This window comes from Ralstonia pickettii (assembly GCF_030582395.1).
Classification (GTDB): domain Bacteria; phylum Pseudomonadota; class Gammaproteobacteria; order Burkholderiales; family Burkholderiaceae; genus Ralstonia; species Ralstonia pickettii_D.
Map to the genome: position 1 here is coordinate 1,424,739 of NZ_CP104381.1, position 23,004 is coordinate 1,447,742.

Consider the following 23,004-nt stretch of genomic DNA (forward strand, 5'->3'; position numbering starts at 1 on the left):
GTTGGCGTCCTGTGGTCAAATAGAACGCTCATCGCGTGAGGCCGGGCGCACGGCCCGCTCACAGCCTATTTGCCTGTTGCATTGCAGCACCGACGCCGCGCCACGAGCGCGCCATCGCATTCACGTTTTGCAGGTTTGCCGTCATGCCAAGACCCATCCAGGCCGTCATCCACGGCCCAGCACTTGCCAATAATCTCGAGGTTGCCCGCCGTCATGCGCCCAACTCGCGCGTGTGGGCTGTCGTCAAAGCCAACGCGTACGGTCACGGCATCGAACGCGTGTATGAAGGCCTGCGCCAGACCGACGGTTTCGGCCTGCTCGATCTGGACGAGGCCGTCCGACTGCGACAGCTCGGTTGGCAGGGGCCGGTTCTGTTGCTGGAAGGTTTTTTCAAGCCGGAAGACCTGGCCATTGTCGAGCAGTACCGCCTGACCACCACCGTCCACTGCGAAGAGCAGCTTCGCATGCTCGAACTGGCCCGCCCGAAAGGGCCCATCAGCGTGCAGCTCAAGATCAATACGGGCATGAGCCGCCTCGGCTTCGCGCCAGCTGCCTACCGCGCCGCGTGGGAGCGCGCCCGCGCCATTTCGGGCGTCGGCACGATCGTTCACATGACGCATTTTTCGGATGCCGACGGCCCGCGCGGCATCGAGCATCAACTTGTCGCGTTTGAACAGGCCACGCAGGGTTTGCCCGGCGAGGCGTCGCTGTGCAACTCCGCGGCAACGCTGTGGCATCCGAAAGCACATCGCGACTGGGTGCGCCCCGGCGTGATCATGTACGGCGCATCACCGACGGGCGTGGCGGCGGACATCGACGGCACGGGGCTGATGCCCGCCATGACGCTCAAGAGCGAGCTGATCGCCATTCAGGATCTGCAGCCCGGGGCGACGATCGGTTACGGCTCGCGCTTTACCGTAGAGCACCCGATGCGCATCGGCATCGTCGCGTGCGGTTATGCCGACGGCTACCCGCGCCATGCGCCAGGTTGGGACGGCAACCACACGCCGGTGCTGGTGGACGGCGTGCGCACGCACATCGTGGGCCGCGTGTCGATGGACATGATTACCGTTGACCTGGCCGGGGTGCCCGAGGCGCGTGTCGGCACGCCCGTCACCCTGTGGGGCGAGGGCCTGCCGATCGACGACGTTGCACACGCTTCGGGCACGGTCGGGTATGAGCTGATGTGCGCCCTGGCGCCCCGCGTACCGGTGTCGGTCGAGCCCGTCAGCACTGCGGACGCCGGCGCCCTGGGCAAGGCTGCCTGAGCGCAGCATCGTCAATACAAAGATCAAGCGGCGGCCGCCCATGCGCGGCGCCGTAAGCAGGGGGTTGTTTGGCCAAGAGCAAGACGGTCTATACGTGCACCGAATGTGGCGGCACGGCACCGAAGTGGGCGGGGCAGTGCCCGAATTGCCAGCAATGGAATACGCTGGTCGAAACCGTCGCGCAGCCGACGTCGGGCGCTGGCGCGCGCTTCCAGTCGCTGGCTTCAAGCGCGACGGTGCGCAAGCTGTCGGACATCGACGCGGTGGATGTGCCGCGCTTCTCCAGCGGCATCGACGAATTTGACCGCGTATTGGGCGGTGGCCTGGTCAGCGGCGGTGTGGTGCTGATCGGCGGCGACCCGGGGATCGGCAAATCGACGCTGTTGCTGCAAGCGCTGTCCAACCTGTCAGCCGACCGACGGGTGTTGTACGTGAGCGGCGAAGAGTCCGGCTCGCAGATTGCGCTGCGTGCGCGTCGCCTGGGCATCGAAAGCCCGAACCTCGCGCTGCTGGCAGAAATCCAGCTTGAGCGCATCCAGGGGACCATCGAGGCGGAAAAGCCGGAAGTCGTCGTCATCGATTCGATCCAGACGCTGTACTCCGAGGCGCTGACTTCGGCGCCGGGCTCGGTGGCCCAGGTGCGCGAATGCGCGGCGCAGCTGACGCGCATCGCCAAGCGGCTGGATGTGACCACTATTCTGGTCGGCCATGTGACCAAGGAAGGCGCGCTGGCGGGCCCGCGTGTGCTCGAACACATTGTCGATACGGTGCTGTATTTCGAGGGCGATACGCATTCCGCCTACCGGCTCGTGCGTGCGTTCAAGAACCGCTTTGGCGCGGTCAACGAGCTGGGCGTGTTTGCGATGACGGAGCGGGGCCTGCGTGGCGTGGCGAATCCATCGGCGCTGTTCCTCTCGCAACACGAGCAGGTGGTGCCGGGTTCGTGCGTGCTGGTGACGCAGGAAGGCACGCGGCCGCTGCTGGTGGAAATCCAGGCGCTGGTGGATACGGCCAACGTGCCGAATCCGCGCCGCTTGGCGGTGGGGCTGGAACAGAACCGGCTGGCGATGTTGCTGGCGGTGCTGCACCGTCATGCCGGCATTGCGTGCTTTGACCAGGACGTGTTTCTCAACGCGGTGGGCGGCGTGAAGATTACCGAGCCCGCGGCGGACTTGGCGGTGCTGCTGGCGATCCATTCGTCGATGCGCAACAAGGCGCTGCCGCGCGGGCTGGTCGTGTTCGGCGAGATCGGCCTGGCCGGGGAAATCCGCCCGACGCCGCGTGGCCAAGAGCGGTTGAAGGAAGCTGCCAAGCTGGGCTTTTCGATTGCCGTGATCCCGAAATCCAACGCCCCCAAGCAGGCGATCGACGGGCTGGAGGTCATTGCCGTCGAGCGCATTGAACAGGCGATCGACCGGGTGCGGTCGCTGGAGGCTTGATCGTTCAACATTTCGCAACGGTATCGCGGGTGCCCTTTGAAAATGCATGTGCCGTTGCGGTGCGATAATCCGCAAACTTTTCTCCATGACTCCTCTGAACTGACGCCGCCATGCAAGCCAACTCGCGCGCCTTTTTCCTGCTGATTGCCGTGATCTCCTTCGGGGTGGTCGGCTATGCGCTGTACCTGCAGCACGTTGAGGGGCTGCAGCCATGCCCGCTGTGCATCCTGCAGCGGTTTGCGTTCCTGGGCATCGGCGTGTTCTCGCTGCTGGCGGCGCTGTCGTCGGCCACGCGGCTGCTGTGGCACGGGCTGGGCATGCTGTCGGGGCTGGCCGGCCTGTGTGTCGCGGGGTACCACGTATCGCTGCTGCTGAATCCCAAGGCAACGTGCGGCATTGACCCGATCGAGAACTGGGTCAACGCGCTGCCGACTGCCAAATGGTTGCCGCAGGTGTTCGAAGCCGATGGCCTCTGCGTCGGGCCGATGCCGCCGGTGCTGGGCCTGTCGGTGCCGGTGTGGTCGCTGATCTGGCTGCTGATTCTTTCGCTGACGCTGGTGGTGGGGATGATCCGCCGCGAGCGCCGCTAAGCCGGAGCCGCAAATCATGCAGCGCGTGCTGGTGAGTGCCTGCCTGCTGGGCCAGCCGGTGCGCTATGACGGCGGCACGGTCGCCACCGAGGGCGGCATCCTGGCGCGCTGGCAGATGGAAGGGCGCATCGTGCCGATGTGCCCCGAGATGGCCGGCGGTTTGCCGGTGCCGCGTTTGCCCGCGGAAATTCACGGCGAAGGTGGTGGCGCGGCGGTGCTGCGGGGCGCGGCCCGTGTCGTTGAACACCACGGCCACGATGTCACCGAAGCGTTTCTCCAAGGCGCACAGCGTGCACTGGAAGCTGCGCAGGCGGCCGGCGTGCAAGTCGCCGTGCTGACCGAGCGCAGCCCGTCTTGCGGTTCTGCGTTTCTCTACGACGGGACATTTTCCAGCCAGCTGCAAGAAGGCGAGGGCGTGACGGCGGCGCTGCTGCGCCAACACGGCATCCGCGTATTCAGCCAGCACCAGCTGGAAGAAGCCGGGCGGCTGCTCGATGCGCTCGATGCGCAGGATCGCGCCGGTTCGTCAATCGGCAAACCGTAGCGGCAAGGCGAGCTGCACGGGCTCGCCGTTCTCCTTCACGACGCTGTTGCGCTCGACAAAGAGCGGATGTTGCAGCGCTTCTTCCATGCGCAGCACGGGCGTGACACAGCAATCGGCATCGGCAAAACGCGCGGTCCATTCAGCTTGCGTGGCGGTCCGGAACAGCGCAGCCAGTTCGTCGCGAATGGCGCGTGCCTCTTCGCCGCCCACGCGCTGGCCGAGTGACCAGTGGCTGTCTTTCCACGCGGGCTTGCCGATCACGTCGCACATCACCTGCCAGAACTTCAATTCAAGGGCGCCGACGGCCATGAAGCGATCGTCCGCCGTGCGGTAGATGCCGTAGCACGGCACGCCGCCATTGAGCAGATCGGTGCCCGCGGGGCTGGCCTTGCCGCGCGTGCCAACGGCAAAGAACGCCATCAGGTTGTGCGCGAACACCGAGTCGGTCATCGATACATCGACGTAGCGGCCGCGGCCGGTAGCCCGCGCGTCGACCAGAGCGGCCAGGATGCCGACCACCGCCGTGAGCGCGCCGCCCAGCAGGTCGCCGATCTGCACGTTGGGGACGATGGGTGTGCCGTCTGCGCTGGCGAGCTGATCGAGCATGCCCGCATAGCCGACGTAGTTGATGTCGTGGCCTGCAGCTTGCGCGAGCGGTCCGTCCTGGCCGTAGCCGCTGATGGAACACATGACGAGCGCCGGGTTGGCCGCACGGAGGGTGTCCCAGCCGACCCTGAGGCGCGCCATGACGCCAGGGCGGAAGCTTTCGATCAGCACATCGGCGTGGCGTACGAGTTCGATGAGAGCTTCGCGGTCTTCTGCGCGCTTGAGGTCGAGCCGCATTTCGGTCTTGCCGCGATTGAGCGAGCGGAAGAACAGGCTCGGGCGTTCGGCCGCGCGGTCAGCGGAGGTGCGCATCATGTCGCGCGCGTAGTCGCCGGGGCCGGGGTCTTCGATCTTGATGACTTCTGCGCCGAGGTCGGCCAGGTGGCGCGTGGCGGCCGGGCCGGGCAGCAGGCGCGTGAGGTCGAGCACGCGCACGCCGGTCAGTGGCTGGTGCGTGGCGGTGTCCGGCGACGGCGATGTCATCAACAGGTCTCCTTGGCCGGACGCGCCAGCCTCAATTGATTTGTTCGAGTTGTTCGTGCAGCTCGAGCCAGCGTTCTTCCAGCTCGTCGAGTTCGGCGTTCAGCTCGGCCTGGCGGCGCAGGCTTTCCATCATGCGCGTCTTGTTCGCGTCTTCGTACGCGGCGCCGTCGGCGAGGAAGGCTTCGAGTTCTGCCTTTTCTTTTTGCAGCGGCGCCATGCGTTTTTCAATCGCGTCGACGTTCTTTTGCAGCGGCTTGCGCAGCGCATTCAGGCGTTGACGTTCGGCGGCTTCCTCGCGCTTCTGGTCGCGGCGGTTGGTGGTCGGCGCGCCATCCGCATCGGCCGGAGCAGCCTGGGCGCTGGCGGCTGCGCGCTTGGCCGCGGCTTGCTTGAGCAGCCAGTCGCGGTAGTCGTCCAGATCGCCGTCGAACGGGGCGACGGTGCCCTGGCCGACAAGCAGGAACTGGTCGGTCGTGGCGCGCAGCAGATGCCGATCGTGCGAGACGAGGATCAGCGTGCCGTCGAACTGGGCGAGCGCCATCGTCAGCGCTTCGCGCGTGTCGAGATCCAGGTGGTTGGTCGGCTCGTCGAGCAGCAGCAGGTTGGGGCGCTGCCAGACGATCAGGGCGAGCGCCAGGCGCGCCTTCTCGCCGCCCGAGAACGGCTCGATGGGCGAGGTCGCCATGTCGCCGCGGAAGTTGAAGCTGCCGAGAAAGTCGCGCAGTTCCTGCTCGCGCACGTCGGGTGCCAGCCGCGCCAGATGCAGCAGCGGGGAGGCGTGATCGTCCAGCGTTTCCAACTGGTGCTGGGCGAAGTAGCCGATCTGCAGGCCCTTGCCGCGCCGGATCGTGCCGGACAGCGGTGCCAGCGTCTCGGCCAGTGTTTTTACCAGCGTCGATTTGCCCTGGCCGTTGGCCCCCAGCAGGCCGATGCGCTGGCCGGTCTGGATGGAGAACGTCAGGTGCTTGAGGATGGTGATGGGTTCATCAGCGCTCGGGCCGGGATAGCCGCAATCGACGCCTTCAAACGTGAGCATCGGGTTGGGTGCCGCCTCGGGCTCGCGGAATTCGAACGAGAAACCCGCCGCCGCATGCACGGGCGCAAGGCGCTCCATGCGCTCCAGCGCCTTGACGCGGCTCTGCGCCTGCTTGGCCTTGCTGGCCTTCGCCTTGAAGCGCGTGATGAACGATTCCAGGTGCGCGATCTGCTTTTGCTGGCGCGCGTACGACGCTTCCTGCAGCGCCATCTGCTGCAGGCGTTGCGTCTCAAACTGCGTGTAGTTGCCGCCGTAACGTTTGAGCTTCTGGTTCTCGATATGCAGCGTGACGTTGCAGACGCCGTCGAGGAATTCGCGGTCGTGCGAAATCATCACCAGCGTGCCGGCGTAGCGCGACAGCCAGTCTTCCAGCCAGACCACGGCGTCCAAGTCCAGGTGGTTGGTGGGCTCGTCGAGCAGCAGCAGGTCGGATGGACACATCAGCGCCTGGGCCAGATTCAGACGCATGCGCCAGCCGCCGGAGAAGCTCGCCACAGGTTGCGTGGTCTGCGCCATCGTGAAACCGAGACCGAGCAGCAGCGCCTGCGCACGCGCCGGTGCGGTGTAGCCGTCGGCATCGGCAAAGGCCGTGTGGGCTTCGGCCTGCGCATGGCCGTCGTGCGCGGCTTCTGCTGCGGCGAGCCGGCGTTCGATGTCGCGCAGGCGGGTGTCGCCATCGAGCGTGTAGTCGAGCGCGCTGCGGTCGACTGCCGGCGTTTCCTGCGCCACGTGGGCGACCTGCCAGGTGGGCGGGATGGCGACTTCGCCGCCGTCGGCGTGCAACTCGCCGCGCAGCATTGAAAACAGCGTGGATTTGCCGCTGCCGTTCACGCCGACAAGGCCGACCCGTTCACCGGGGTTGAGTGTGGCGGTGGCGTGGTCGAACAGCACCTTGGTGCCGCGCTGGAGGACGAGGTCGTCGAATCGGATCACGAAAAACTGCGCTTGAAGGCAAATCGGAGAAGGGTGCGATTGTAGCGTGCTGCGTCGCACGATCCCGGCGCCCCAGGTGCGTTTGGACTGGTGCATTGCACCGTGCCGAGGCAGCGCTCGCCCGCAATCTGTGCGGTGGCATTGGACCTAGGGAAAACCATAGGTCTTCATGAAAGTTTTTTTCTTTACACGGTCGGCTCGTGAAAATACATTTACACAAAATTTTCACGGCCCATGAACATGGCGAAATCCACCAGCAAGCGCACGGATGTGTCGAAGGGCGCATTCGCGGCCGATGCGACGGTCTCCGAGCGCATCGGAGCGGCCCTGGCCACGCTCACGCCGGCGCACCAGCGCATGGCGGAATACGTGCTGGCCAACCCGTTCCGCGCCGCCACCATGCGCATCGACGAATTTGCCGCCGCGGTGGACATGTCGATTGCCACGGCCAACCGCTTTGCGCTGGCGCTGGGCTTTGACGGCTATCCGCAGTTCCGAGCGGGGCTGCTGCGCGGCTTCGAAGCGACGCTCGCGCCGGTCGAAAAACTGCGTCACGAGCTGGCACGCCCGGCCTCCAGCGCGGAAATCTTTGCCGCCTCGCTCAACGAAGACATCGCCAACCTTGACGCCACGCGCCGCATGCTCGACGCCGCTGCGTGCGAACGCGCGGTCGATGCCATCCTCGGCGCACAGCGCATCTATGTGATGGGCTTTGGCGCCAGCGGCTATCTGGCGGGGCTGCTGCGCCATGGGCTCGATCTTTACTGCGACACGGTGATCGCCGTTTCGCAGCCGGGCGGCGCCTCCGATGCAGCGCGCCAACTGCGCAAGATCGGGCCGAGGGACTTGCTGATCGCCATCGCATTCCCGCGCTATGCGGCAGACACCATCACGCTGGCCAAACGGGCCGGCGAGCAAGGCTGCCAGCTGCTGGCGCTGACCGACAGCCCGACGTCGCCGCTCGCGCCGCTGGCCGACATTGCGTTGTATGCACGGCCGGAGCGGCAGTTCTCGGCCACGTCGGACACGGCTGCCGTGGCGCTGTTCGAAGCGCTGTGCGGCGCAGTGGCGCATCGCTCGGCGCATTCGCTCGAATCTGCTGAGCGCCTGACTGAATTCGTGCTGCCGTGGCTGCATACCGCCCCGGCGCCGCGCGCCAACGACGCCGCGAACGCTTCCGGCACACCCAAGACGACCCGACGCGGACGCAAACGCACCGCTGAAAACTGATTGCCATCGAGCCACGCATGACTACGCCCATCCTCGCCATCCACGGTGGCGCCGGCACCATCACCCGCACGGCCATGAGTGCCGACAAGGAAGCCGCTTACCAGCAGGCGCTGCATGACATCCTGGCCGCTGGACAACGCATCCTTGTGGACGGCGGCAGCGCTGTAGATGCTGTGACCGAAGCCGTGCGCCTGCTCGAAGAGTGCCCGCTGTTCAACGCGGGCAAGGGCGCGGTGCTCACCAGCGCCGGCACGTATGAACTCGATGCGTCGATCATGGATGGCGCCACGCTGGCTGCCGGCGCAGTCACCTGTGTCAAGCGCCTGCGCAACCCGATTCTTGCGGCCCGCGCGGTGATGGAGCGCAGCGAACACGTGCTGTTCACCTCCGACGGCGCCGAGGCTTTCGCGCAAGCGCAGGGCCTGGAGTTTGTCGAGCCGGACTACTACTACACCGAAGCGCGCTACGCCCAATGGCAGCGCGCTCGCCAGCAAGACGGCATGGCGCTGCTCGATCACGATGCCGCATCGCTCATTGCGAAGGAAGCTGCACCCATCGACCCGGACAACAAGTTCGGCACCGTGGGCGCCGTGGCATGCGACGCGCAGGGGCGCCTCGCTGCGGCGACCTCCACGGGCGGCGTCACCAACAAGAAGGTCGGCCGCGTGGGCGACACGCCCATCGTCGGCGCCGGCTGCTTTGCGAACACCGTGGCGGCCGTGTCGTGCACGGGCACGGGCGAAATGTTTATCCGCGCCGTGGCTGCCTACGACATTGCCGCGCAGATGGAGTACGCCGGCAAGTCGCTGGCCGATGCGAGCAACGACGTGGTCATGCGCAAGCTGATGGCCATCAGCGGCCGCGGCGGGCTGATCGCCGTGGACGCGCAAGGCAACGTCGCGTTGCCGTTCAACACCGAAGGGATGTACCGCGGGTTCGCACGCGGCGCGCAAGCGCCCGTGGTGTCGATCTATCGGTAAGAAGCCGCCAAGCAGGACAGCAGGAGATTTGTCGTGACAGCAACCAAACAGCCCGGCTCCAACAGCGTCATTGCCATGCCCGACCAGCGTGTTGTGCAGGTGCAAGACCTGAGCGTGCGCTTTGCCACGTCCGAGCGCGTGGTCGACGCGGTGCGCAACCTGTCGTTCCACGTCGACCGGGGCGAGACGCTGGCCGTGGTCGGCGAATCGGGTTCGGGCAAGTCGGTGACGTCGCTCGCGCTGATGCGGCTGGTGGAACATGGCGGCGGCAAGATCATTGGCGGCCAAATCCATCTGCGCCGCCGCAACGGCGAGGTGCTGGACTTGGCGAAGGCCAGCCCGGCGGCCATGCGCGGCGTGCGCGGTGCCGACATCGCGATGATCTTCCAGGAGCCGATGACCTCGCTCAACCCGGTCTTCACCGTGGGCGAGCAGATTGCCGAATCGATCCGCCTGCACCAGGGCAAGCCCGCCAGCGAGGCCAAGGCCGAAGCGCTGCGCATGCTGGAGCTTGTGCGCATTCCGGAAGCGCGCAATGTGCTGGGGCGCTATCCGCACCAACTGTCGGGCGGCATGCGCCAGCGCGTGATGATCGCAATGGCGCTGTCATGCAAACCGTCGCTGCTGATTGCGGATGAGCCGACCACCGCGCTGGACGTGACCATCCAGGCGGAAATCCTGCAACTGATCCGCGCGCTGCAGCAGGAACTGCACATGGCCGTGGTGTTCATCACGCATGACATGGGTGTGGTGGCGGAAGTGGCCGACCGCGTGCTCGTGATGTACAGGGGCGATCGCGTGGAAGAGGGCCCGTCGGCCACGGTGTTTGCGCAGCCGGCACATCCGTACACGCGCGCGCTGCTGTCGGCGGTGCCGCGCCTGGGCTCGATGCAGGGTACCGATGGCCCGGCCCGCTTTCCGCTGTTGCGTGTGGACGGCACGGCCGCCGCGGTCGATACGACACCGCAGCCGGCAGCGTCGCACGATGTGCAACCCATTTTGCGTGTGCGTGATCTCGTCACGCGCTTTGACGTGCCCACGGGCATCTTCGGCCGCGTCACGCGCCGGGTGCATGCGGTGGAGCAGGTCAGTTTTGATCTCTACCCTGGTGAGACGCTGGCGCTGGTCGGCGAATCGGGCTGCGGCAAGTCGACGACGGGACGGTCGCTCTTGCGTCTGGTGGACAGCCAGAGCGGCAGCATCGAATTTGCCGGCCAGAACATCGGCGAGTTGAAGGGGCCCGCGCTCCAGACGCTTCGCCGAAACATCCAGTTCATCTTCCAGGACCCATTCGCCTCGCTGGACCCGCGCGTGCCGGTCGGCTACTCCATCATGGAGCCGCTGCTGGTGCACAAGGTGGCTTCCGGCAAAGAGGCGCAGCAACGTGTGGAATGGCTGCTCGACAAGGTGGGCCTGCAGGCCGCGCATGCGTCGCGCTATCCGCACGAGTTTTCCGGCGGGCAGCGCCAGCGCATCTGCATTGCTCGCGCCCTCGCGCTGAATCCCAAGGTGGTGATTGCCGATGAGTCGGTCTCGGCGCTCGACGTGTCGATCCAGGCGCAGATCGTCAACCTGATGCTCGATCTGCAGAAGGAGTTTGGCGTTGCGTTCCTGTTCATCTCGCATGACATGGCGGTGGTGGAGCGCATCAGCCATCGCGTGGCGGTGATGTATCTCGGCCAGATCGTCGAGATCGGCCCGCGCCGCGCGATCTTCGAAAATCCGCAGCACCCGTATACGAAGAAGCTGATGTCGGCCGTGCCGATTGCGGACCCGGCGCGCCGCCATTTGAAGCGTGAACTTTCCACGCACGAAATCCCAAGCCCCATCCGCGCCGTTGGCGATCTGCCGGTGGTGCAGCCGTTGGTGCAAGTGGCGCCAGACCACTTTGTTGCCCGCCACTCAATTGGCGGCGCGTATTAATCGCAATACAGAACGCAGTGAGACGTCATCTTTGATGAGGAGGAAGGAAATGTTCAATCGCTTTGCCCACCGAGTCGCATTCGGCCCGCGCGCAGCCATGGTTGCCAGCGGCCTGGCCCTGGCGGCATTCACCATGCCGGCCTTTGCCGCCAAGGACGCCGTGATGGCGGTCTACTCGACCTTCACCACGATGGACCCGTACGACGCCAACGACACGCTGTCGTTCAGCGCCGCCAAGTCGTTCTATCAGGGCCTGTTTGGCTTCGACAAGGACATGAAGCTGGTCAACGTACTGTGCGACAGCTACGAAGTCAGCAAGGACGGCCTGGTCTATACGTTCAAGCTGCACAAGGGCGTGAAATTCCACGACGGCACCACGTTTGATGCCAACGCCGTCAAGGCCAACCTCGACCGCGTGACGGACCCGGCCAACAAGCTCAAGCGTTTCGTGTTGTTCAACCGCGTGGCGAAGACCGAAGTGGTCGATCCGTACACCGCGCGCGTGACGCTCAAGGAGCCGTTCTCGCCGTTCATCAACGTGCTGGCGCACCCGTCGGCGGCCATGATCTCGCCCACGGCACTCAAGAAGTACGGCAAGGACATTGCCTTCCACCCGGTCGGCACCGGCCCGTTCGAGTTTGTCGAATGGAAGCAGACCGACTACCTGAAGGGCAAGAAATTCGACGGCTACTGGAAGCATGGCCTGCCGAAGGTCGACACCATCACATGGAAGCCCGTGGTGGACAACAACACGCGCGCAACCGTCATGCAGACGGGCGAAGCGGATTTTGCGTTCACGATTCCGTTCGAGCAGGCCGCGGTGCTCAAGAGCAGCCCCAAGGTTGACCTGATTGCAGCGCCGTCGATCATCCAGCGCTATGTCAGCTTGAACACTAACGTGAAGCCGTTCGACAACCCCAAGGTGCGCCAGGCCATCAACTACGCCATCAACAAGGACGCGCTGACCAAGGTGGCGTTTGCGGGTTACGCCGTGCCGTCTGAAGGAGTGGTGCCGCCGGGCGTTGACTACGCCGTCAAGCTGGGCCCGTGGCCGTACAACCCGGCCAAGGCGAAAGAACTGCTGAAGGAAGCGGGCTACCCGAACGGCTTCGAGACGCAACTGTGGTCGGCCTACAACCACACGACGGCGCAGAAGATCATTCAGTTCGTGCAGCAGCAACTGGCGCAGGTCGGCATCAAGACGTCGGTGCTGGCGCTGGAAGCCGGCCAGCGCGTCGAGCGCGTGGAAAGCGTGCCGAAGCCGGAAGACGCCGGCGTGCGCATGTACTACGCAGGCTGGTCGTCGTCGACGGGTGAATCGGATTGGGCGCTGCGTCCGCTGCTGGCGTCCGAAGCCATGCCGCCCAAGTCGTTCAACACGGCGTACTACAAGAACGAGCAGGTCGATGCCGACATCGCCGGGGCGCTGCGCACGACCGATCGCGCAGAGAAGTCCAAGCTTTACACCGACGCGCAAAAGCGCATCTGGGAAGACGCACCGTGGGCCTTCCTGGTGACGGAAAAGATCGTCTACGCGCGCTCGAAGCGTCTGTCGGGTGCCTATGTGGCTCCGGACGGCTCGTTCAGCTTTGAAGACATCGACATCAAGCAATAAGCCTCATTGCCGTACCGGCCCGCGCAATCTTTGCGCGGGCCATTGAATTGCCGCCTGCGGTGGATTTGCCATGCTGAACTACTTCATTAAACGTGTGCTGGGCGTGATCCCGACACTGCTGATCGTGGCAGTGCTGGTGTTCCTGTTCGTGCATCTGTTGCCCGGCGACCCGGCGCGTTTGGCCGCCGGCCCCGAAGCGGACGAGACGACGGTCGATCTCGTACGCAAGGACCTGGGCCTGGACAAGCCGATGCACGAGCAGTTCGTGCGCTTCTTCGCCAACGCCGCACGCGGTGAATTCGGCAACTCCATCCGCACCAAGCGCCCGGTGAGCGAAGAGATTGGCGAGCGCTTCTGGCCAACGCTCAACCTGACGATTACCAGCATGGTGTGGGCGGTGATCTTCGGCATGGTGATCGGTATCACCTCCGCCGTGTGGCGCAACAAGTGGCCGGACCGTCTGGGCATGACGCTCGCCGTGTCGGGCATCTCGTTTCCCGCATTCGCACTCGGCATGCTGCTGATGGAAGTGTTCTCGGTGCAGCTCGGCTGGCTGCCGTCCATCGGGGCGGATAGCTGGAAGCACTACATCCTGCCGTCGCTCACGCTAGGCGCGGCTGTGGCGGCCGTGATGGCGCGTTTTACACGTGCCTCGTTCGTGGAAGTGCTGCAGGAAGACTTCGTGCGCACCGCCCGTGCCAAGGGCGTGCGCGAGACGGTGGTGGTCATCAAGCATTGCCTGCGCAACGCGATGATCCCGGTGGTCACGATGATGGGCCTGCAGTTCGGTTTTCTCCTGGGCGGCTCGATTGTTGTCGAGAAGGTGTTCAACTGGCCGGGCCTCGGGCGCCTGCTCGTGGATGCGGTGGAAATGCGCGACTACCCGGTCATCCAGGCCGAGGTGCTGCTGTTCTCGCTGGAGTTCATCCTGATCAACCTGGTGGTGGACATGCTGTACACCGTGATCAACCCGACCATCCGCTACAAGAAGTAAGGGCCCATCATGACGCAGGCATCCAATCCGGCCATCGCCGCACAAGCTTCGACCGAGCCCGTCCGTACCCCGTGGACGGAGTTCTGGCGCAAGTTCCGCAAGCAGCATCTGGCGATGGGCGCCGGTGTGTTCGTGATCGCGCTGGCGGTGATCGCCATCCTCGCGCCGCACATCGTGCCGTTCGATCCAGAAAACTTTTTCGACTACGACGCGCTCAACGCGGGCCCGTCGGCGCAGCATTGGTTTGGCGTCGATTCGCTGGGCCGTGACATCTTCAGCCGCATCCTGATGGGTACGCGCATCTCGCTGGAAGCGGGCTTCGTGTCGGTCATCATCGGCGCCATCGTGGGCACCATGCTCGGCCTGCTGGCCGGCTACTACGAAGGCTGGTGGGACCGCATCGTCATGCGCATCTCCGACGTGCTGTTCGCCTTTCCCGGCATTCTGCTGGCCATCGGCATCGTGGCCATCCTGGGCAACGGCATGATCAACGTGATCTTTGCCGTGGCGGTGTTCAGCATTCCGGCGTTTGCGCGGCTGGTGCGCGGCAACACGCTCATGCTCAAGCACCTGACGTATGTGGAAGCCGCGCGCAGCATCGGCGCGTCCGACTGGACGATCATCATGCGGCACATCCTGCCGGGCACGATTTCGTCCATCGTCGTGTACTTCTCGATGCGGATCGGCACCTCGATCATCACCGCAGCCAGCCTCTCGTTCCTGGGCCTCGGCGCCCAGCCGCCCACCCCTGAGTGGGGCGCGATGCTCAACGAGGCGCGCGCCGACATGGTGACGGCGCCGCACGTGGCGATTTTCCCAAGCTTGGCCATCTTCCTGACCGTGCTGGCGTTCAACCTGCTGGGCGATGGCCTGCGCGACGCGCTGGATCCGAAGATCGACCGCCGCTGAGTTCTTCGCATGCCACTGAGCCTTCCGCACATCGGCGCACTGCCGGCCGGCGCACGCGACAGCATCTCCGACGTGGCAGGCGTGACCGTCGGCCACGCCACGATTGCCGGCGGCGACATCCAGACCGGCGTGACCGTGGTACGCCCGCATGCCGGCGACCCGTTCCTCGACAAGGTGCCCGCCGCCAGCGTGGTGCTCAACGGTTTCGGCAAGAGCATCGGCCTCGTGCAGGTGGACGAGCTGGGCGTGCTGGAAACGCCGATTGCGCTGACCAACACGTTTGCCGTGGGCACTGTGGCGCAAGCGCAGATCCGCCAGGCGGTTGCCGCCAACCCGCAGATCGGCCGCACGTGGTCGACCGTCAATCCGCTCGTCTTCGAATGCAATGACGGCTACCTGAACGACCTGCAGGCGTTTGCCGTGCAGGACGTGCACTACGACGCGGCCTACGCTGCGGCAGCCCAAGCGTTCGAGCAAGGCGCGGTGGGGGCAGGGCGCGGGATGTCGTCGTTCGGCGTGAAGGGCGGCATCGGTTCTGCATCGCGCGTGGTGACACTCGCCGACGGCGCACAACGTACTGTCGGCGCGCTCGTGCTGTCCAACTTTGGCGTGACCAAAAACCTGACACTTGGCGGGCGCAACGTCGGTGCGGAATTGGCGAGCGCGCTCGCCGCGGCCACACCGGAGCCGGAGAAGGGCTCGATCATCATGCTGCTCGCCACCGACGCGCCGCTCGATGCACGCCAGTTGCGCCGCCTCGCCTTGCGCGCGGGCGCCGGCCTGGCACGCACCGGCTCCGTCTTCGGCCATGGCAGCGGCGATATCGCACTGGCGTTCTCCACTGCCTACACCGTGCCGCACGAGGGCGCGCGCGCCATGCCAGCCGTCTCCATGACACACGAATCGCATCTCGACCCGCTGTTCCAGGCCGCCGCCGACAGCGTCGAACAAGCCATCGTACACGCGCTGTTCCGCGCAACAGCCGTCACCGGCCGCGACGGCAACACCCGCCGCGCACTGACCGAATTGCTCTGACCTGACTCATGCGAATCCTGATTTCCGCCGACATCGAAGGCGTGGCCAACGTGTTCCACCCCGAGCAGACGCGCGCCGGCAACGGCGAATACGAACGCGCCCGCCGCTGGATGACCGCCGAAGCCGATGCCGCCGTGCGCGGTGCCTTCGACGGCGGCGCCACGGACGTGCTCGTCAACGATTCGCACGGAGGTTTCCGCAACCTCATCCCCGATTCCATCGACCGCCGCGCACGCTTCGTCCTCGGCAAGCCGCGCTACCTCAGCATGATGGCCGGCGTGGACGGCTGCGACGCCGTCTGCATGATCGGCTACCACGCGCGCGCCGGCAGCCGCGGCGTGCTGGCACACACCATCAACAGCTTTGCCTTCGCGCGCGTCTGGTTCAACGAGCAGGAATTGGGCGAGGCCGGCCTCTACGGCGCCCTGGCCGGGGAGCGCGGCGTGCCGGTGGCCGTTGCCAGCGGCGACGATGTATTTATCAAGGAAACCAAACCGCTGTTGCCGCACACCACGTTCGTCGAGACCAAACAGGCGGAAGGACAGAACGCCGGCACATCGCTCTCGCCCGAGCAGTCGTGCGAAGCCATCTACGCAGCGGTGAAAGCCACGGTACGGCGCGGCCATTTCAGCATGCCGCTGCGCCTCCAGGCACCGATCGTCTGCCGCCTGCAAACACAAACGCCCGCATTGGCCGATCTGTTCTGCCAATGGCCCGCCCTGGAGCGCGTCGACGGCACGATGCTGCGCTTCGCCGCCGACTCCGTAGAACATGCCGTACGCATGCTCAACAGCCTCTCCGCCATGTCAGCGATGCTCCGCTGAGCGCCAGCTCAGCACATCACAGCGCCAACGCTCGCGCTCAGACGGTTTGGCCGTTGACGTTCCTGCCCTTGATGGCGCCTTGAATTTCTGTAAGCGGGCGGAAAAAAGACGGGGAACTGTCTGAGCGAAGCGAGTTTCGGTCCTTCTCCGCCCGGTTACGGAAATTCAAGGAATCTTTCGCCATCTCGGGCGCGCCTTTCTTTGCCTACCTTTGGTTGGCAAGACAAAGAAAGTAGGTCGGCCCCGCCAGGGGACGAAACAGGGATGGACCAAAAACGCACATCGCAGCGTAAACTTCAGGACGTCCAACCCCGAAGGAGCCCCCCATGACCCGCGCACTCACCCTCACCACGTTGCTGTGTGCGCTAGCAGTGGTAACGGTATCGGCCTGCGACCGCCGTCCATCACCAGCCAACCCGCCCACGCCGCAGACGTCCAAAGCCGAAAAGGCGGCCGCCGCGCTCGCCAAGGCCGCCGCAGAATTCAAATGCCCCGCGCCATCGGGCCGCTTCATGCTCGACGACGGCACCAACCGTGGTCCCAAGCAACCCGTGCGCACCAACTGCACCACCGCCTACGCCACCTGCGACGCACAGTCGCACGCCGTCTTCGACCACTGCCCAAGCGGCCAGGTGTTCGATCAGCGCTTTTCCATTTGCGTTGTGAAAGACGCCTGTGACGAGATCAAGTCCTGACGCTGTTTCGGTTGTTTCCGCTGTGACGGCCGTTGCAGCCTCGCCGGAGTGTTGCACTCGGCGCGTCGGGTGCCGAACGTCAAATGCGCGGTTCAAAGCCCGGCGCATGCGGTTCTGAACGGCAATCTTCGAGTCCAGAACCAGAGATGTGGGGTTCGGAACCCGGAGACCAGGCGTTCCGAACCCCACACATGGCGTTCTGAACGTCAATCGCGGCGTTTGTAACCGGAAACGCGGCGTTCGCAACCCGGACCACGGCGTTCCGAACGCCGACCTGCCGAGTTCCGAACCCCACGCGTGCGGTTCGGAACCCCATTCGCTTAAAGCGCCTCGCGCGTAACCAGGAACACCTGGTCTTCACCTGCGCTGGTCGGCAGCCAGACCAGGTCGAGATCCGGGAACGCCGCCTCAACGTTTTCACGCTCGTTACCGATTTCCACCACCAGCACGCCGTGCGGCTTCAGGTGGCGTGGTGCATCGGCCAGGATGCGGCGGACGATGTCCATGCCGTCGTTGCCTCCTGCCAGCGCCATGTGCGGCTCGGCACGGTACTCAGGCGGCAATGCCTGCATCGATGCCTCGTTCACGTACGGCGGGTTCGTCAGGATCACGTCGTAATGCACGCCCGGTGGCAGCGGCGCATACAGGTCGCCTTCGTGCAGGCGGATGCGATCTTGCAGGTGGTATTCGTCGACATTGCGATTGGCCACCACCAGTGCATCCGGCGACAGGTCCACTGCGTCGATGGTCGAGTTGGGCCATTGCAGCGCCGCCAGGATCGACAGGCAGCCCGAGCCGGTACACAGCTCCAGCACATCGGTCGGACCGTCTTCCTGGTCGATCCACGGTTCCAGACCGTCTTCCAGCAATTCGCCGATGAAGCTGCGCGGCACGATCACGCGTTCGTCCACGTAGAAGCGCATGCCGTGCATGAATGCCTCGTGCGTGATGTACGCGGCGGGCACGCGGTCGACAGCGCGGCGCTCGATCACCTTCAGCACGGCAGCCACTTCTTCGGGCAGCAGGCGTGCGTCCAGGAACGGCTCCAGCGTATCGATCGGCAGATGCAGCGTGTGCAGGATCAGGTAAGCGGCTTCGTCGTAGGCGTTCTCGCTGCCGTGGCCGAAGACAAGCCCGGCGGCGGTGAAGCGCGACACGGCGTAGCGCAGCAGGTCGCGAACGGTCGTGAACGGGTGGGAGGTGGGCAGGGTGGGCGTGGTCATCTTCGGCTCAATGTTGTTGTGCGGCCAGCAAATCGACGTAAGCGACGTCAAGCAGGTCGGATTCGGCAATGCCGAGGGATTGCATCAGGGCGTGCGCGATGGCCACGCCATCGTCTTCGGATTGGTCTTCGCGCAGCACGACTTCAAGTTCAACGAAATCGCCAAGGTCTTTCACCGCATCCACATGAATGCGCGTCTGGCCCGCGAGATAAAGGTGGCGAAACTTGATGACGCGGCCGGCGGTGCCGATGGCGGCGGCCAGCGTGGCGCGCAGGGCGTCGGGCGCGCTGGTCGGAACGATGTGGTAGTCCGACACACGCGGGCCGGCGCTGTTGGCGCGGAAGTAATGGATCAGCTCGCCGCGCCCGGTCGAGAACTGCCGCAGCTTCAGGCGCCCATTCGCACAGGCAAAGAACGTGTCGTCCTGCTCGATGCGCTCGGGGCCGGAATCCGCGATGGCGGCCGCGCGCTCAATGAGTGCAGCCACGTCGCGCACATGCGCCTTGATCTCGACGTTGCGCGCCATCTGGGGAACCTCAGGCGATCAACGTTTCCAAGACGCGGCGATACACGTTTTTCAGCGGCTCGATGAATGCCACTTCGACGTGTTCGTCGATCTTGTGGATGCTCGCGTTCGGCGGGCCGAACTCGATCACCTGCGGGCAGATCTTGGCGATGAAGCGGCCGTCCGAGGTACCGCCCGTGGTTGACAGCTCGGTGGTCACGCCGCACTCGGCCTGGATGGCGGAGGCGAGGGCATCGGACAGGTCGCCGCGCTCGGTCAAAAAGGGCTCGCCGCCCAGCGTCCAGTCAAGAGTGTAGTCGAGGCCGTGCGCATCGAGAATGCCGTGCACGCGCGCCTTCAGGCCGTCCGGCGTGCTGGCGGTCGAGAAGCGGAAGTTGAAGTCGATCGTCACGTGGCCGGGAATGATGTTCGTCGCGCCCGTGCCGCCGTGGATATTCGACATCTGCCACGTGGTCGGCGGGAAGTAGGCATTGCCGTCGTCCCAGTTTGCGGCGGCCAGCTCAGCCAGCGCCGGTGCGGCCAGGTGGATCGGGTTCTTGGCCAGATGCGGATACGCGATGTGGCCCTGCACACCATTCACTGTGAGCTTGCCCGACAGCGAACCGCGTCGCCCGTTCTTGACCATGTCGCCGAGGGTCGACACCGAAGTCGGCTCACCGACCACGCAGTAATCGAGGCGCTCGCCGCGTGCGCGGAGCAGGTCGCATACCTTGACGGTGCCGTCGTGCGCCGGGCCTTCTTCGTCGCTGGTGATCAGAAAGCCGATCGAGCCGGCGTGGTCCGGGTGCTTGGCAACAAATTCTTCCGAGGCCACCACGAAGCCGGCAATCGACGTCTTCATGTCTGCCGCGCCGCGCGCGTAGAGCTTGCCGTCACGGTGCGTCGGTTCGAACGGATCGGAGTGCCATTGCTCAACCGGGCCGGTGGGCACCACATCAGTGTGGCCAGCGAACACGAGCAGCTTGCCGTCGGTGCCGGCGCGGCCGCGCTTGATGGCCCACAGGTTGGTCACCCGAAAGTGGTCCGGGCCGCTGATCACGGTTTCGCATTGGAACCCGGCGGCGGTCAGGCGTTCGATCAGCACGTCCTGGCAGCCCTTGTCTTCGGGCGTGACGGAGCGGCGGCGGATCAGGTCTTCAGTGAGGGCAAGCGTGGGCTGCATGACGGTGACGATGTTGTCGTTATTGTTAGAAGAGGGCGGCGTACTGGTCCGCCGAAAAACCGACGTTGACGCTCTTGCCGTGCACCAGCACCGGCCGCTTGATCAACGACGGGTTGGCCTGCATCAGCGCGATGGCGCCAGCCTCGTCTTCAGCGCGGGCCTTGTCGGCGTCAGACAGGGCGCGCCACGTGGTGCCCTTGCGGTTGAGCAGCGTGGCGAGCGGCACATGCTTGAGCCAGCCGGCCAGCATGTCGGCGCTCACGCCTTGCTTCTTGAAATCGTGAAAGGTGTAGGCGACGCCGTTCGATTCGAGCCACGTGCGGGCCTTCTTCACGGTGTCGCAATTGGGGATGCCATGCAGGGTCGTCATGGTGGGATTCGCAATCAATGTCGAAAGGCTTGCAGGGCGAAGGAGAGGGCGGCAACGGCCACTGCAAAACCGATGGACGCCAGCCAAGTCATGCGCCTGAGGCGGCGCTCCAGCCGCGCGGCTTCATCGCGCAACGCGTCGATGGTGATGGCGTGCTGTTCGGCCAGCAGCTTGACCGATTCAGCCTGCTGCAGGATCGCCGCTTCCAGCTCGGCAATCCGTGTATTCGGGTCGGGCGCGGCGCCTTCTGCGCGGGACGGTTCGGTGCCGGTTTTCTTGCGGTTCTTGAACTTGTCGATGGTCTTGTTTGCCTGCTCCAGGATAGTGGGCAGCAAAGACAAGACAGTACCGATGGTGTTTGGATCAAGACCCATGATGCGTTGGCGCAGCTTGCCGAAGCGGGTGCCGGCGGCATTGCGTTCGGACATGGCTGCGTTTGAGGTGGTTGGCATGCCCGCAAGACTAGCAGGCATGCCTTGCGCCGGTGCTTAATCGCCGCGCAGCAGCTCGTTCAGGCCAACCTTGGCGCGCGTCTTCGCGTCGACCTTCTTGACGATCACGGCGCAGTACAGGCTGTGCGAGCCGTCCTTCGACGGCAGGTTGCCCGCCACCACCACCGAGCCCGCCGGGATGCGGCCGTAGCTGACTTCACCGGTTTCGCGGTCGTAGATCTTGGTCGACTGGCCCAGGTACACGCCCATCGAGATCACCGAGTTTTCTTCAACGATCACGCCTTCCACGACTTCCGAGCGGGCACCGATGAAGCAGTTGTCTTCGATGATGACCGGGTTGGCCTGCAGCGGCTCCAGCACGCCGCCGATGCCCACACCGCCCGACAGGTGGACGTTCTTGCCGATCTGTGCGCACGAACCGACGGTGGCCCAGGTGTCGACCATCGTGCCTTCGTCAACGTAAGCGCCGATGTTCACGTACGACGGCATCAGCACGGCGTTCTTGGCGATGAACGAGCCACGGCGCGCCACCGCGGGCGGCACCACGCGGAAGCCGCCCGCGGCGAAGTCTTCTGCCGTGTAGTCGGCGAACTTGCTCGGCACCTTGTCGTAGAACTGCGTGAAGCCGCCGGCAGCCATCGGTGCGTTATCTTCCAGGCGGAACGACAGCAGCACGGCCTTCTTGATCCACTGATTGACGATCCACTCGCCGTCCTTCTTCTCGGCCACACGCAGCGCGCCACGATCAAGTTGCCCGATCACGTTGGCGACGGCTTCGCGGATATCGGCCGGAGCGGACTTGGGCGACAGGTTGGCGCGGTCTTCCCACGCTTGGTCGATCAGGGATTGCAGTTGTTGCGTCATGGTCTTGTTGGCTCTCGGAGAGGAAACAGAAGAGAAAATTACGGATCAGCGTTGCTGGCAGAACTCGACAATCCGGCGCGCGCCTTCCAGGCATTCGTCCACGCCGGCCACCAGCGCGATGCGCACGTAGTCCTGGCCCGGGTTCGTGCCGTGCGCCTCGCGGGCGAGGTAGCTGCCCGGCAGGACGGCGACGTTCTTGGCGGCCAGCAGCTGGCGTGCGAATTCAGTGTCCGACAGGCCCGTGCGCTTGACGTTGGCCCACAGGTAGAAGGCGGCGTCGGGCAGGGCCACGTCCAGCACCTCGGCCAGCATCGGCGTGACCTGTTGGAACTTTTTGACGTATTGCGCCCGGTTGTCGCGCACGTGGGTCTCGTCATTCCACGCAGCGATGCTAGCGGACTGCACCGACGGGCTCATCGCGCTGCCGTGATACGTGCGATACAGCAGATAGGCCTTGAGCAGCTTGGCGTCGCCGGCCACGAAGCCGGAACGCATGCCCGGCACGTTGGAGCGCTTGGACAGGCTGGAGAACATCACCAGGCGGTCAAAGCCTCGGCCCAGCTTGTGCGCGGCCTGCAGCGCGCCCAGCGGCGGGTTGGCCTCGTCGAAATAGATTTCGGAGTAGCACTCGTCCGACGCGATGATGAAGCCGTATTCGTCCGACAAGGCGAAGAGTTGCTTCCAGTCTTCGAGGGTGAGCACGGCGCCGGTCGGGTTGCCGGGGCTGCATACGAAGACGAGCTGCACGTTGCGCCATTCTTCGGGCGTGATCGCGGCGAAATCGGGTGCGTAGTTGCGCGCCGGGTCGCTGTTGGCGAACAGGGGCGTGGCACCGGCCAGCAGCGCCGAGCCTTCGTAGATCTGGTAGAACGGGTTCGGGCACAGCACACGGGCACCGGGCTTGCTGCCGTCAATCACGGTCTGGGCGAACGAGAACAGCGCCTCGCGCGAGCCGTTGACGGGGATGACTTCAGTGGCTGGGTCGACCTTCGGCAAGCCGTAGCGGCGCTCCAGCCATGCAGCGATGCACTGTCGCAGTGCATCGGAGCCAAGCGTCGTGGGATAATTCGCCAGCCCGCCGAGCGCCGCCGTCAGCGCGTCTTTCACCAGGGCCGGCGTCGGGTGCTTGGGCTCGCCGATGCCAAAGCTGATGGGCGTATGGGCGGCGCTGGGCGTCACGTCCTTGACGAGTGCTTTCAGTTTCTCGAACGGATACGGCTGCAGGGCGGACAGGCGCGGATTCACGGTGTTGGGCGGCGGTGTTGGGCTGGTCAGCGGACAAGCTTGGCGCTTGCCGGGAAGC

Annotated in this window: 22 protein-coding genes; 13 read left to right on the forward strand and 9 right to left on the reverse strand. The window is 65.1% G+C overall.

Annotated elements, in window-relative coordinates:
- Positions 1–143: 143 nt before the first annotated feature.
- The 4 genes from alr (at position 144) to N5B55_RS06920 (ending at position 3,841) form a co-directional block, all read left to right on the forward strand.
- Positions 144–1,268 (forward strand): alanine racemase, encoded by a 1,125-nt coding sequence (gene alr, locus N5B55_RS06905; protein ID WP_304539574.1) that lies wholly within the window; start codon positions 144–146, stop codon positions 1,266–1,268.
- Positions 1,269–1,336: 68 nt separating this feature from the next.
- A complete protein-coding gene (radA, locus tag N5B55_RS06910; protein ID WP_012761866.1) occupies positions 1,337–2,707 on the forward strand; it encodes a DNA repair protein RadA in 1,371 nt (456 codons plus the stop codon).
- A gap of 110 nt (positions 2,708–2,817) precedes the next feature.
- On the forward strand, positions 2,818–3,297 hold the full coding sequence (locus N5B55_RS06915) for a disulfide bond formation protein B (RefSeq protein ID WP_012761867.1): 480 nt from the start codon (positions 2,818–2,820) through the stop codon (positions 3,295–3,297).
- Positions 3,298–3,313: 16 nt separating this feature from the next.
- On the forward strand, positions 3,314–3,841 hold the full coding sequence (locus N5B55_RS06920) for a DUF523 domain-containing protein (RefSeq protein WP_178960729.1): 528 nt from the start codon (positions 3,314–3,316) through the stop codon (positions 3,839–3,841).
- Here the strand turns inward: N5B55_RS06920 and N5B55_RS06925 are convergent.
- Positions 3,824–4,930: a CaiB/BaiF CoA transferase family protein gene (locus tag N5B55_RS06925; RefSeq protein ID WP_304539575.1), complete on the reverse strand. Its 1,107-nt coding sequence runs from the start codon at positions 4,928–4,930 to the stop codon at positions 3,824–3,826. The genes N5B55_RS06920 and N5B55_RS06925 overlap by 18 nt on opposite strands.
- A gap of 31 nt (positions 4,931–4,961) precedes the next feature.
- Positions 4,962–6,899 carry an ATP-binding cassette domain-containing protein gene (locus N5B55_RS06930; protein WP_304539576.1) on the reverse strand — a complete coding sequence of 646 codons (1,938 nt, stop codon included), beginning with the start codon at positions 6,897–6,899 and terminating at the stop codon, positions 4,962–4,964.
- Between the two features lie 240 nt (positions 6,900–7,139).
- Between N5B55_RS06930 and N5B55_RS06935 the strand changes: the two genes are divergently transcribed.
- From N5B55_RS06935 to N5B55_RS06975, 9 genes are all read left to right on the forward strand, one after another.
- Positions 7,140–8,129, forward strand: a complete 990-nt coding sequence (locus tag N5B55_RS06935) for a MurR/RpiR family transcriptional regulator (protein ID WP_304539577.1) — start codon at positions 7,140–7,142, stop codon at positions 8,127–8,129.
- 17 nt (positions 8,130–8,146) lie between these two features.
- The gene (locus tag N5B55_RS06940; RefSeq protein WP_304539578.1) at positions 8,147–9,109 is read left to right on the forward strand and encodes an isoaspartyl peptidase/L-asparaginase family protein; all 963 of its coding nucleotides are present in this window, start codon (positions 8,147–8,149) and stop codon (positions 9,107–9,109) included.
- Between the two features lie 75 nt (positions 9,110–9,184).
- Positions 9,185–11,032 carry a dipeptide ABC transporter ATP-binding protein gene (locus N5B55_RS06945; RefSeq protein ID WP_369812428.1) on the forward strand — a complete coding sequence of 616 codons (1,848 nt, stop codon included), beginning with the start codon at positions 9,185–9,187 and terminating at the stop codon, positions 11,030–11,032.
- 49 nt (positions 11,033–11,081) lie between these two features.
- Positions 11,082–12,647: a glutathione ABC transporter substrate-binding protein GsiB gene (gsiB, locus tag N5B55_RS06950; protein WP_304539580.1), complete on the forward strand. Its 1,566-nt coding sequence runs from the start codon at positions 11,082–11,084 to the stop codon at positions 12,645–12,647.
- Between the two features lie 70 nt (positions 12,648–12,717).
- Positions 12,718–13,641 carry a glutathione ABC transporter permease GsiC gene (gsiC, locus tag N5B55_RS06955; protein WP_178960723.1) on the forward strand — a complete coding sequence of 308 codons (924 nt, stop codon included), beginning with the start codon at positions 12,718–12,720 and terminating at the stop codon, positions 13,639–13,641.
- A 9-nt stretch (positions 13,642–13,650) separates the two neighbouring features.
- Positions 13,651–14,550 carry a glutathione ABC transporter permease GsiD gene (gene gsiD, locus N5B55_RS06960; RefSeq protein WP_304539581.1) on the forward strand — a complete coding sequence of 300 codons (900 nt, stop codon included), beginning with the start codon at positions 13,651–13,653 and terminating at the stop codon, positions 14,548–14,550.
- A gap of 9 nt (positions 14,551–14,559) precedes the next feature.
- Positions 14,560–15,585, forward strand: coding sequence for a DmpA family aminopeptidase (locus tag N5B55_RS06965; RefSeq protein WP_304539582.1), 1,026 nt, complete (start codon positions 14,560–14,562; stop codon positions 15,583–15,585).
- Between the two features lie 8 nt (positions 15,586–15,593).
- Positions 15,594–16,409: a M55 family metallopeptidase gene (locus N5B55_RS06970; RefSeq protein WP_009238259.1), complete on the forward strand. Its 816-nt coding sequence runs from the start codon at positions 15,594–15,596 to the stop codon at positions 16,407–16,409.
- 326 nt (positions 16,410–16,735) lie between these two features.
- A complete protein-coding gene (locus N5B55_RS06975) occupies positions 16,736–17,104 on the forward strand; it encodes a chitin-binding domain-containing protein (protein ID WP_154207429.1) in 369 nt (122 codons plus the stop codon).
- A gap of 320 nt (positions 17,105–17,424) precedes the next feature.
- Here the strand turns inward: N5B55_RS06975 and prmB are convergent, their stop codons facing one another.
- The 7 genes from prmB to dapC are packed head-to-tail and all read right to left on the reverse strand — an operon-like array spanning position 17,425 to position 22,946.
- Entirely contained in the window at positions 17,425–18,327 is a 903-nt protein-coding gene (prmB, locus tag N5B55_RS06980; protein ID WP_012761880.1) for a 50S ribosomal protein L3 N(5)-glutamine methyltransferase, read from the reverse strand.
- Between the two features lie 7 nt (positions 18,328–18,334).
- A complete protein-coding gene (locus N5B55_RS06985) occupies positions 18,335–18,853 on the reverse strand; it encodes a class IV adenylate cyclase (RefSeq protein WP_304539583.1) in 519 nt (172 codons plus the stop codon).
- Between the two features lie 10 nt (positions 18,854–18,863).
- On the reverse strand, positions 18,864–20,015 hold the full coding sequence (gene dapE, locus N5B55_RS06990; protein WP_304539584.1) for a succinyl-diaminopimelate desuccinylase: 1,152 nt from the start codon (positions 20,013–20,015) through the stop codon (positions 18,864–18,866).
- 25 nt (positions 20,016–20,040) lie between these two features.
- Positions 20,041–20,385, reverse strand: a complete 345-nt coding sequence (locus N5B55_RS06995) for an arsenate reductase (protein WP_012761883.1) — start codon at positions 20,383–20,385, stop codon at positions 20,041–20,043.
- Positions 20,386–20,399: 14 nt separating this feature from the next.
- Positions 20,400–20,813, reverse strand: coding sequence for a hypothetical protein (locus tag N5B55_RS07000; protein ID WP_009238253.1), 414 nt, complete (start codon positions 20,811–20,813; stop codon positions 20,400–20,402).
- A gap of 60 nt (positions 20,814–20,873) precedes the next feature.
- A complete protein-coding gene (gene dapD, locus N5B55_RS07005) occupies positions 20,874–21,701 on the reverse strand; it encodes a 2,3,4,5-tetrahydropyridine-2,6-dicarboxylate N-succinyltransferase (protein ID WP_012761885.1) in 828 nt (275 codons plus the stop codon).
- 45 nt (positions 21,702–21,746) lie between these two features.
- On the reverse strand, positions 21,747–22,946 hold the full coding sequence (gene dapC, locus N5B55_RS07010; RefSeq protein WP_037043432.1) for a succinyldiaminopimelate transaminase: 1,200 nt from the start codon (positions 22,944–22,946) through the stop codon (positions 21,747–21,749).
- Positions 22,947–23,004: the final 58 nt, after the last annotated feature.

Coding starts and splice junctions, on each gene's coding strand:
- gsiB (WP_304539580.1), top strand. CDS start 11,082: ATGTTCAATCGCTTTGCCCACCGAGTCGCATTCGGCCCGCGCGCAGCC.
- N5B55_RS06925 (WP_304539575.1), bottom strand. CDS start 4,930: ATGACATCGCCGTCGCCGGACACCGCCACGCACCAGCCACTGACCGGC.
- dapD (WP_012761885.1), bottom strand. CDS start 21,701: ATGACGCAACAACTGCAATCCCTGATCGACCAAGCGTGGGAAGACCGC.
- N5B55_RS06970 (WP_009238259.1), top strand. CDS start 15,594: ATGCGAATCCTGATTTCCGCCGACATCGAAGGCGTGGCCAACGTGTTC.
- gsiC (WP_178960723.1), top strand. CDS start 12,718: ATGCTGAACTACTTCATTAAACGTGTGCTGGGCGTGATCCCGACACTG.
- dapE (WP_304539584.1), bottom strand. CDS start 20,015: ATGCAGCCCACGCTTGCCCTCACTGAAGACCTGATCCGCCGCCGCTCC.
- N5B55_RS06995 (WP_012761883.1), bottom strand. CDS start 20,385: ATGACGACCCTGCATGGCATCCCCAATTGCGACACCGTGAAGAAGGCC.
- prmB (WP_012761880.1), bottom strand. CDS start 18,327: ATGACCACGCCCACCCTGCCCACCTCCCACCCGTTCACGACCGTTCGC.
- N5B55_RS06965 (WP_304539582.1), top strand. CDS start 14,560: ATGCCACTGAGCCTTCCGCACATCGGCGCACTGCCGGCCGGCGCACGC.
- N5B55_RS06915 (WP_012761867.1), top strand. CDS start 2,818: ATGCAAGCCAACTCGCGCGCCTTTTTCCTGCTGATTGCCGTGATCTCC.
- N5B55_RS06945 (WP_369812428.1), top strand. CDS start 9,185: ATGCCCGACCAGCGTGTTGTGCAGGTGCAAGACCTGAGCGTGCGCTTT.
- N5B55_RS06985 (WP_304539583.1), bottom strand. CDS start 18,853: ATGGCGCGCAACGTCGAGATCAAGGCGCATGTGCGCGACGTGGCTGCA.
- N5B55_RS06920 (WP_178960729.1), top strand. CDS start 3,314: ATGCAGCGCGTGCTGGTGAGTGCCTGCCTGCTGGGCCAGCCGGTGCGC.
- N5B55_RS06940 (WP_304539578.1), top strand. CDS start 8,147: ATGACTACGCCCATCCTCGCCATCCACGGTGGCGCCGGCACCATCACC.
- gsiD (WP_304539581.1), top strand. CDS start 13,651: ATGACGCAGGCATCCAATCCGGCCATCGCCGCACAAGCTTCGACCGAG.
- N5B55_RS07000 (WP_009238253.1), bottom strand. CDS start 20,813: ATGTCCGAACGCAATGCCGCCGGCACCCGCTTCGGCAAGCTGCGCCAA.
- alr (WP_304539574.1), top strand. CDS start 144: ATGCCAAGACCCATCCAGGCCGTCATCCACGGCCCAGCACTTGCCAAT.
- N5B55_RS06935 (WP_304539577.1), top strand. CDS start 7,140: ATGGCGAAATCCACCAGCAAGCGCACGGATGTGTCGAAGGGCGCATTC.
- N5B55_RS06975 (WP_154207429.1), top strand. CDS start 16,736: ATGACCCGCGCACTCACCCTCACCACGTTGCTGTGTGCGCTAGCAGTG.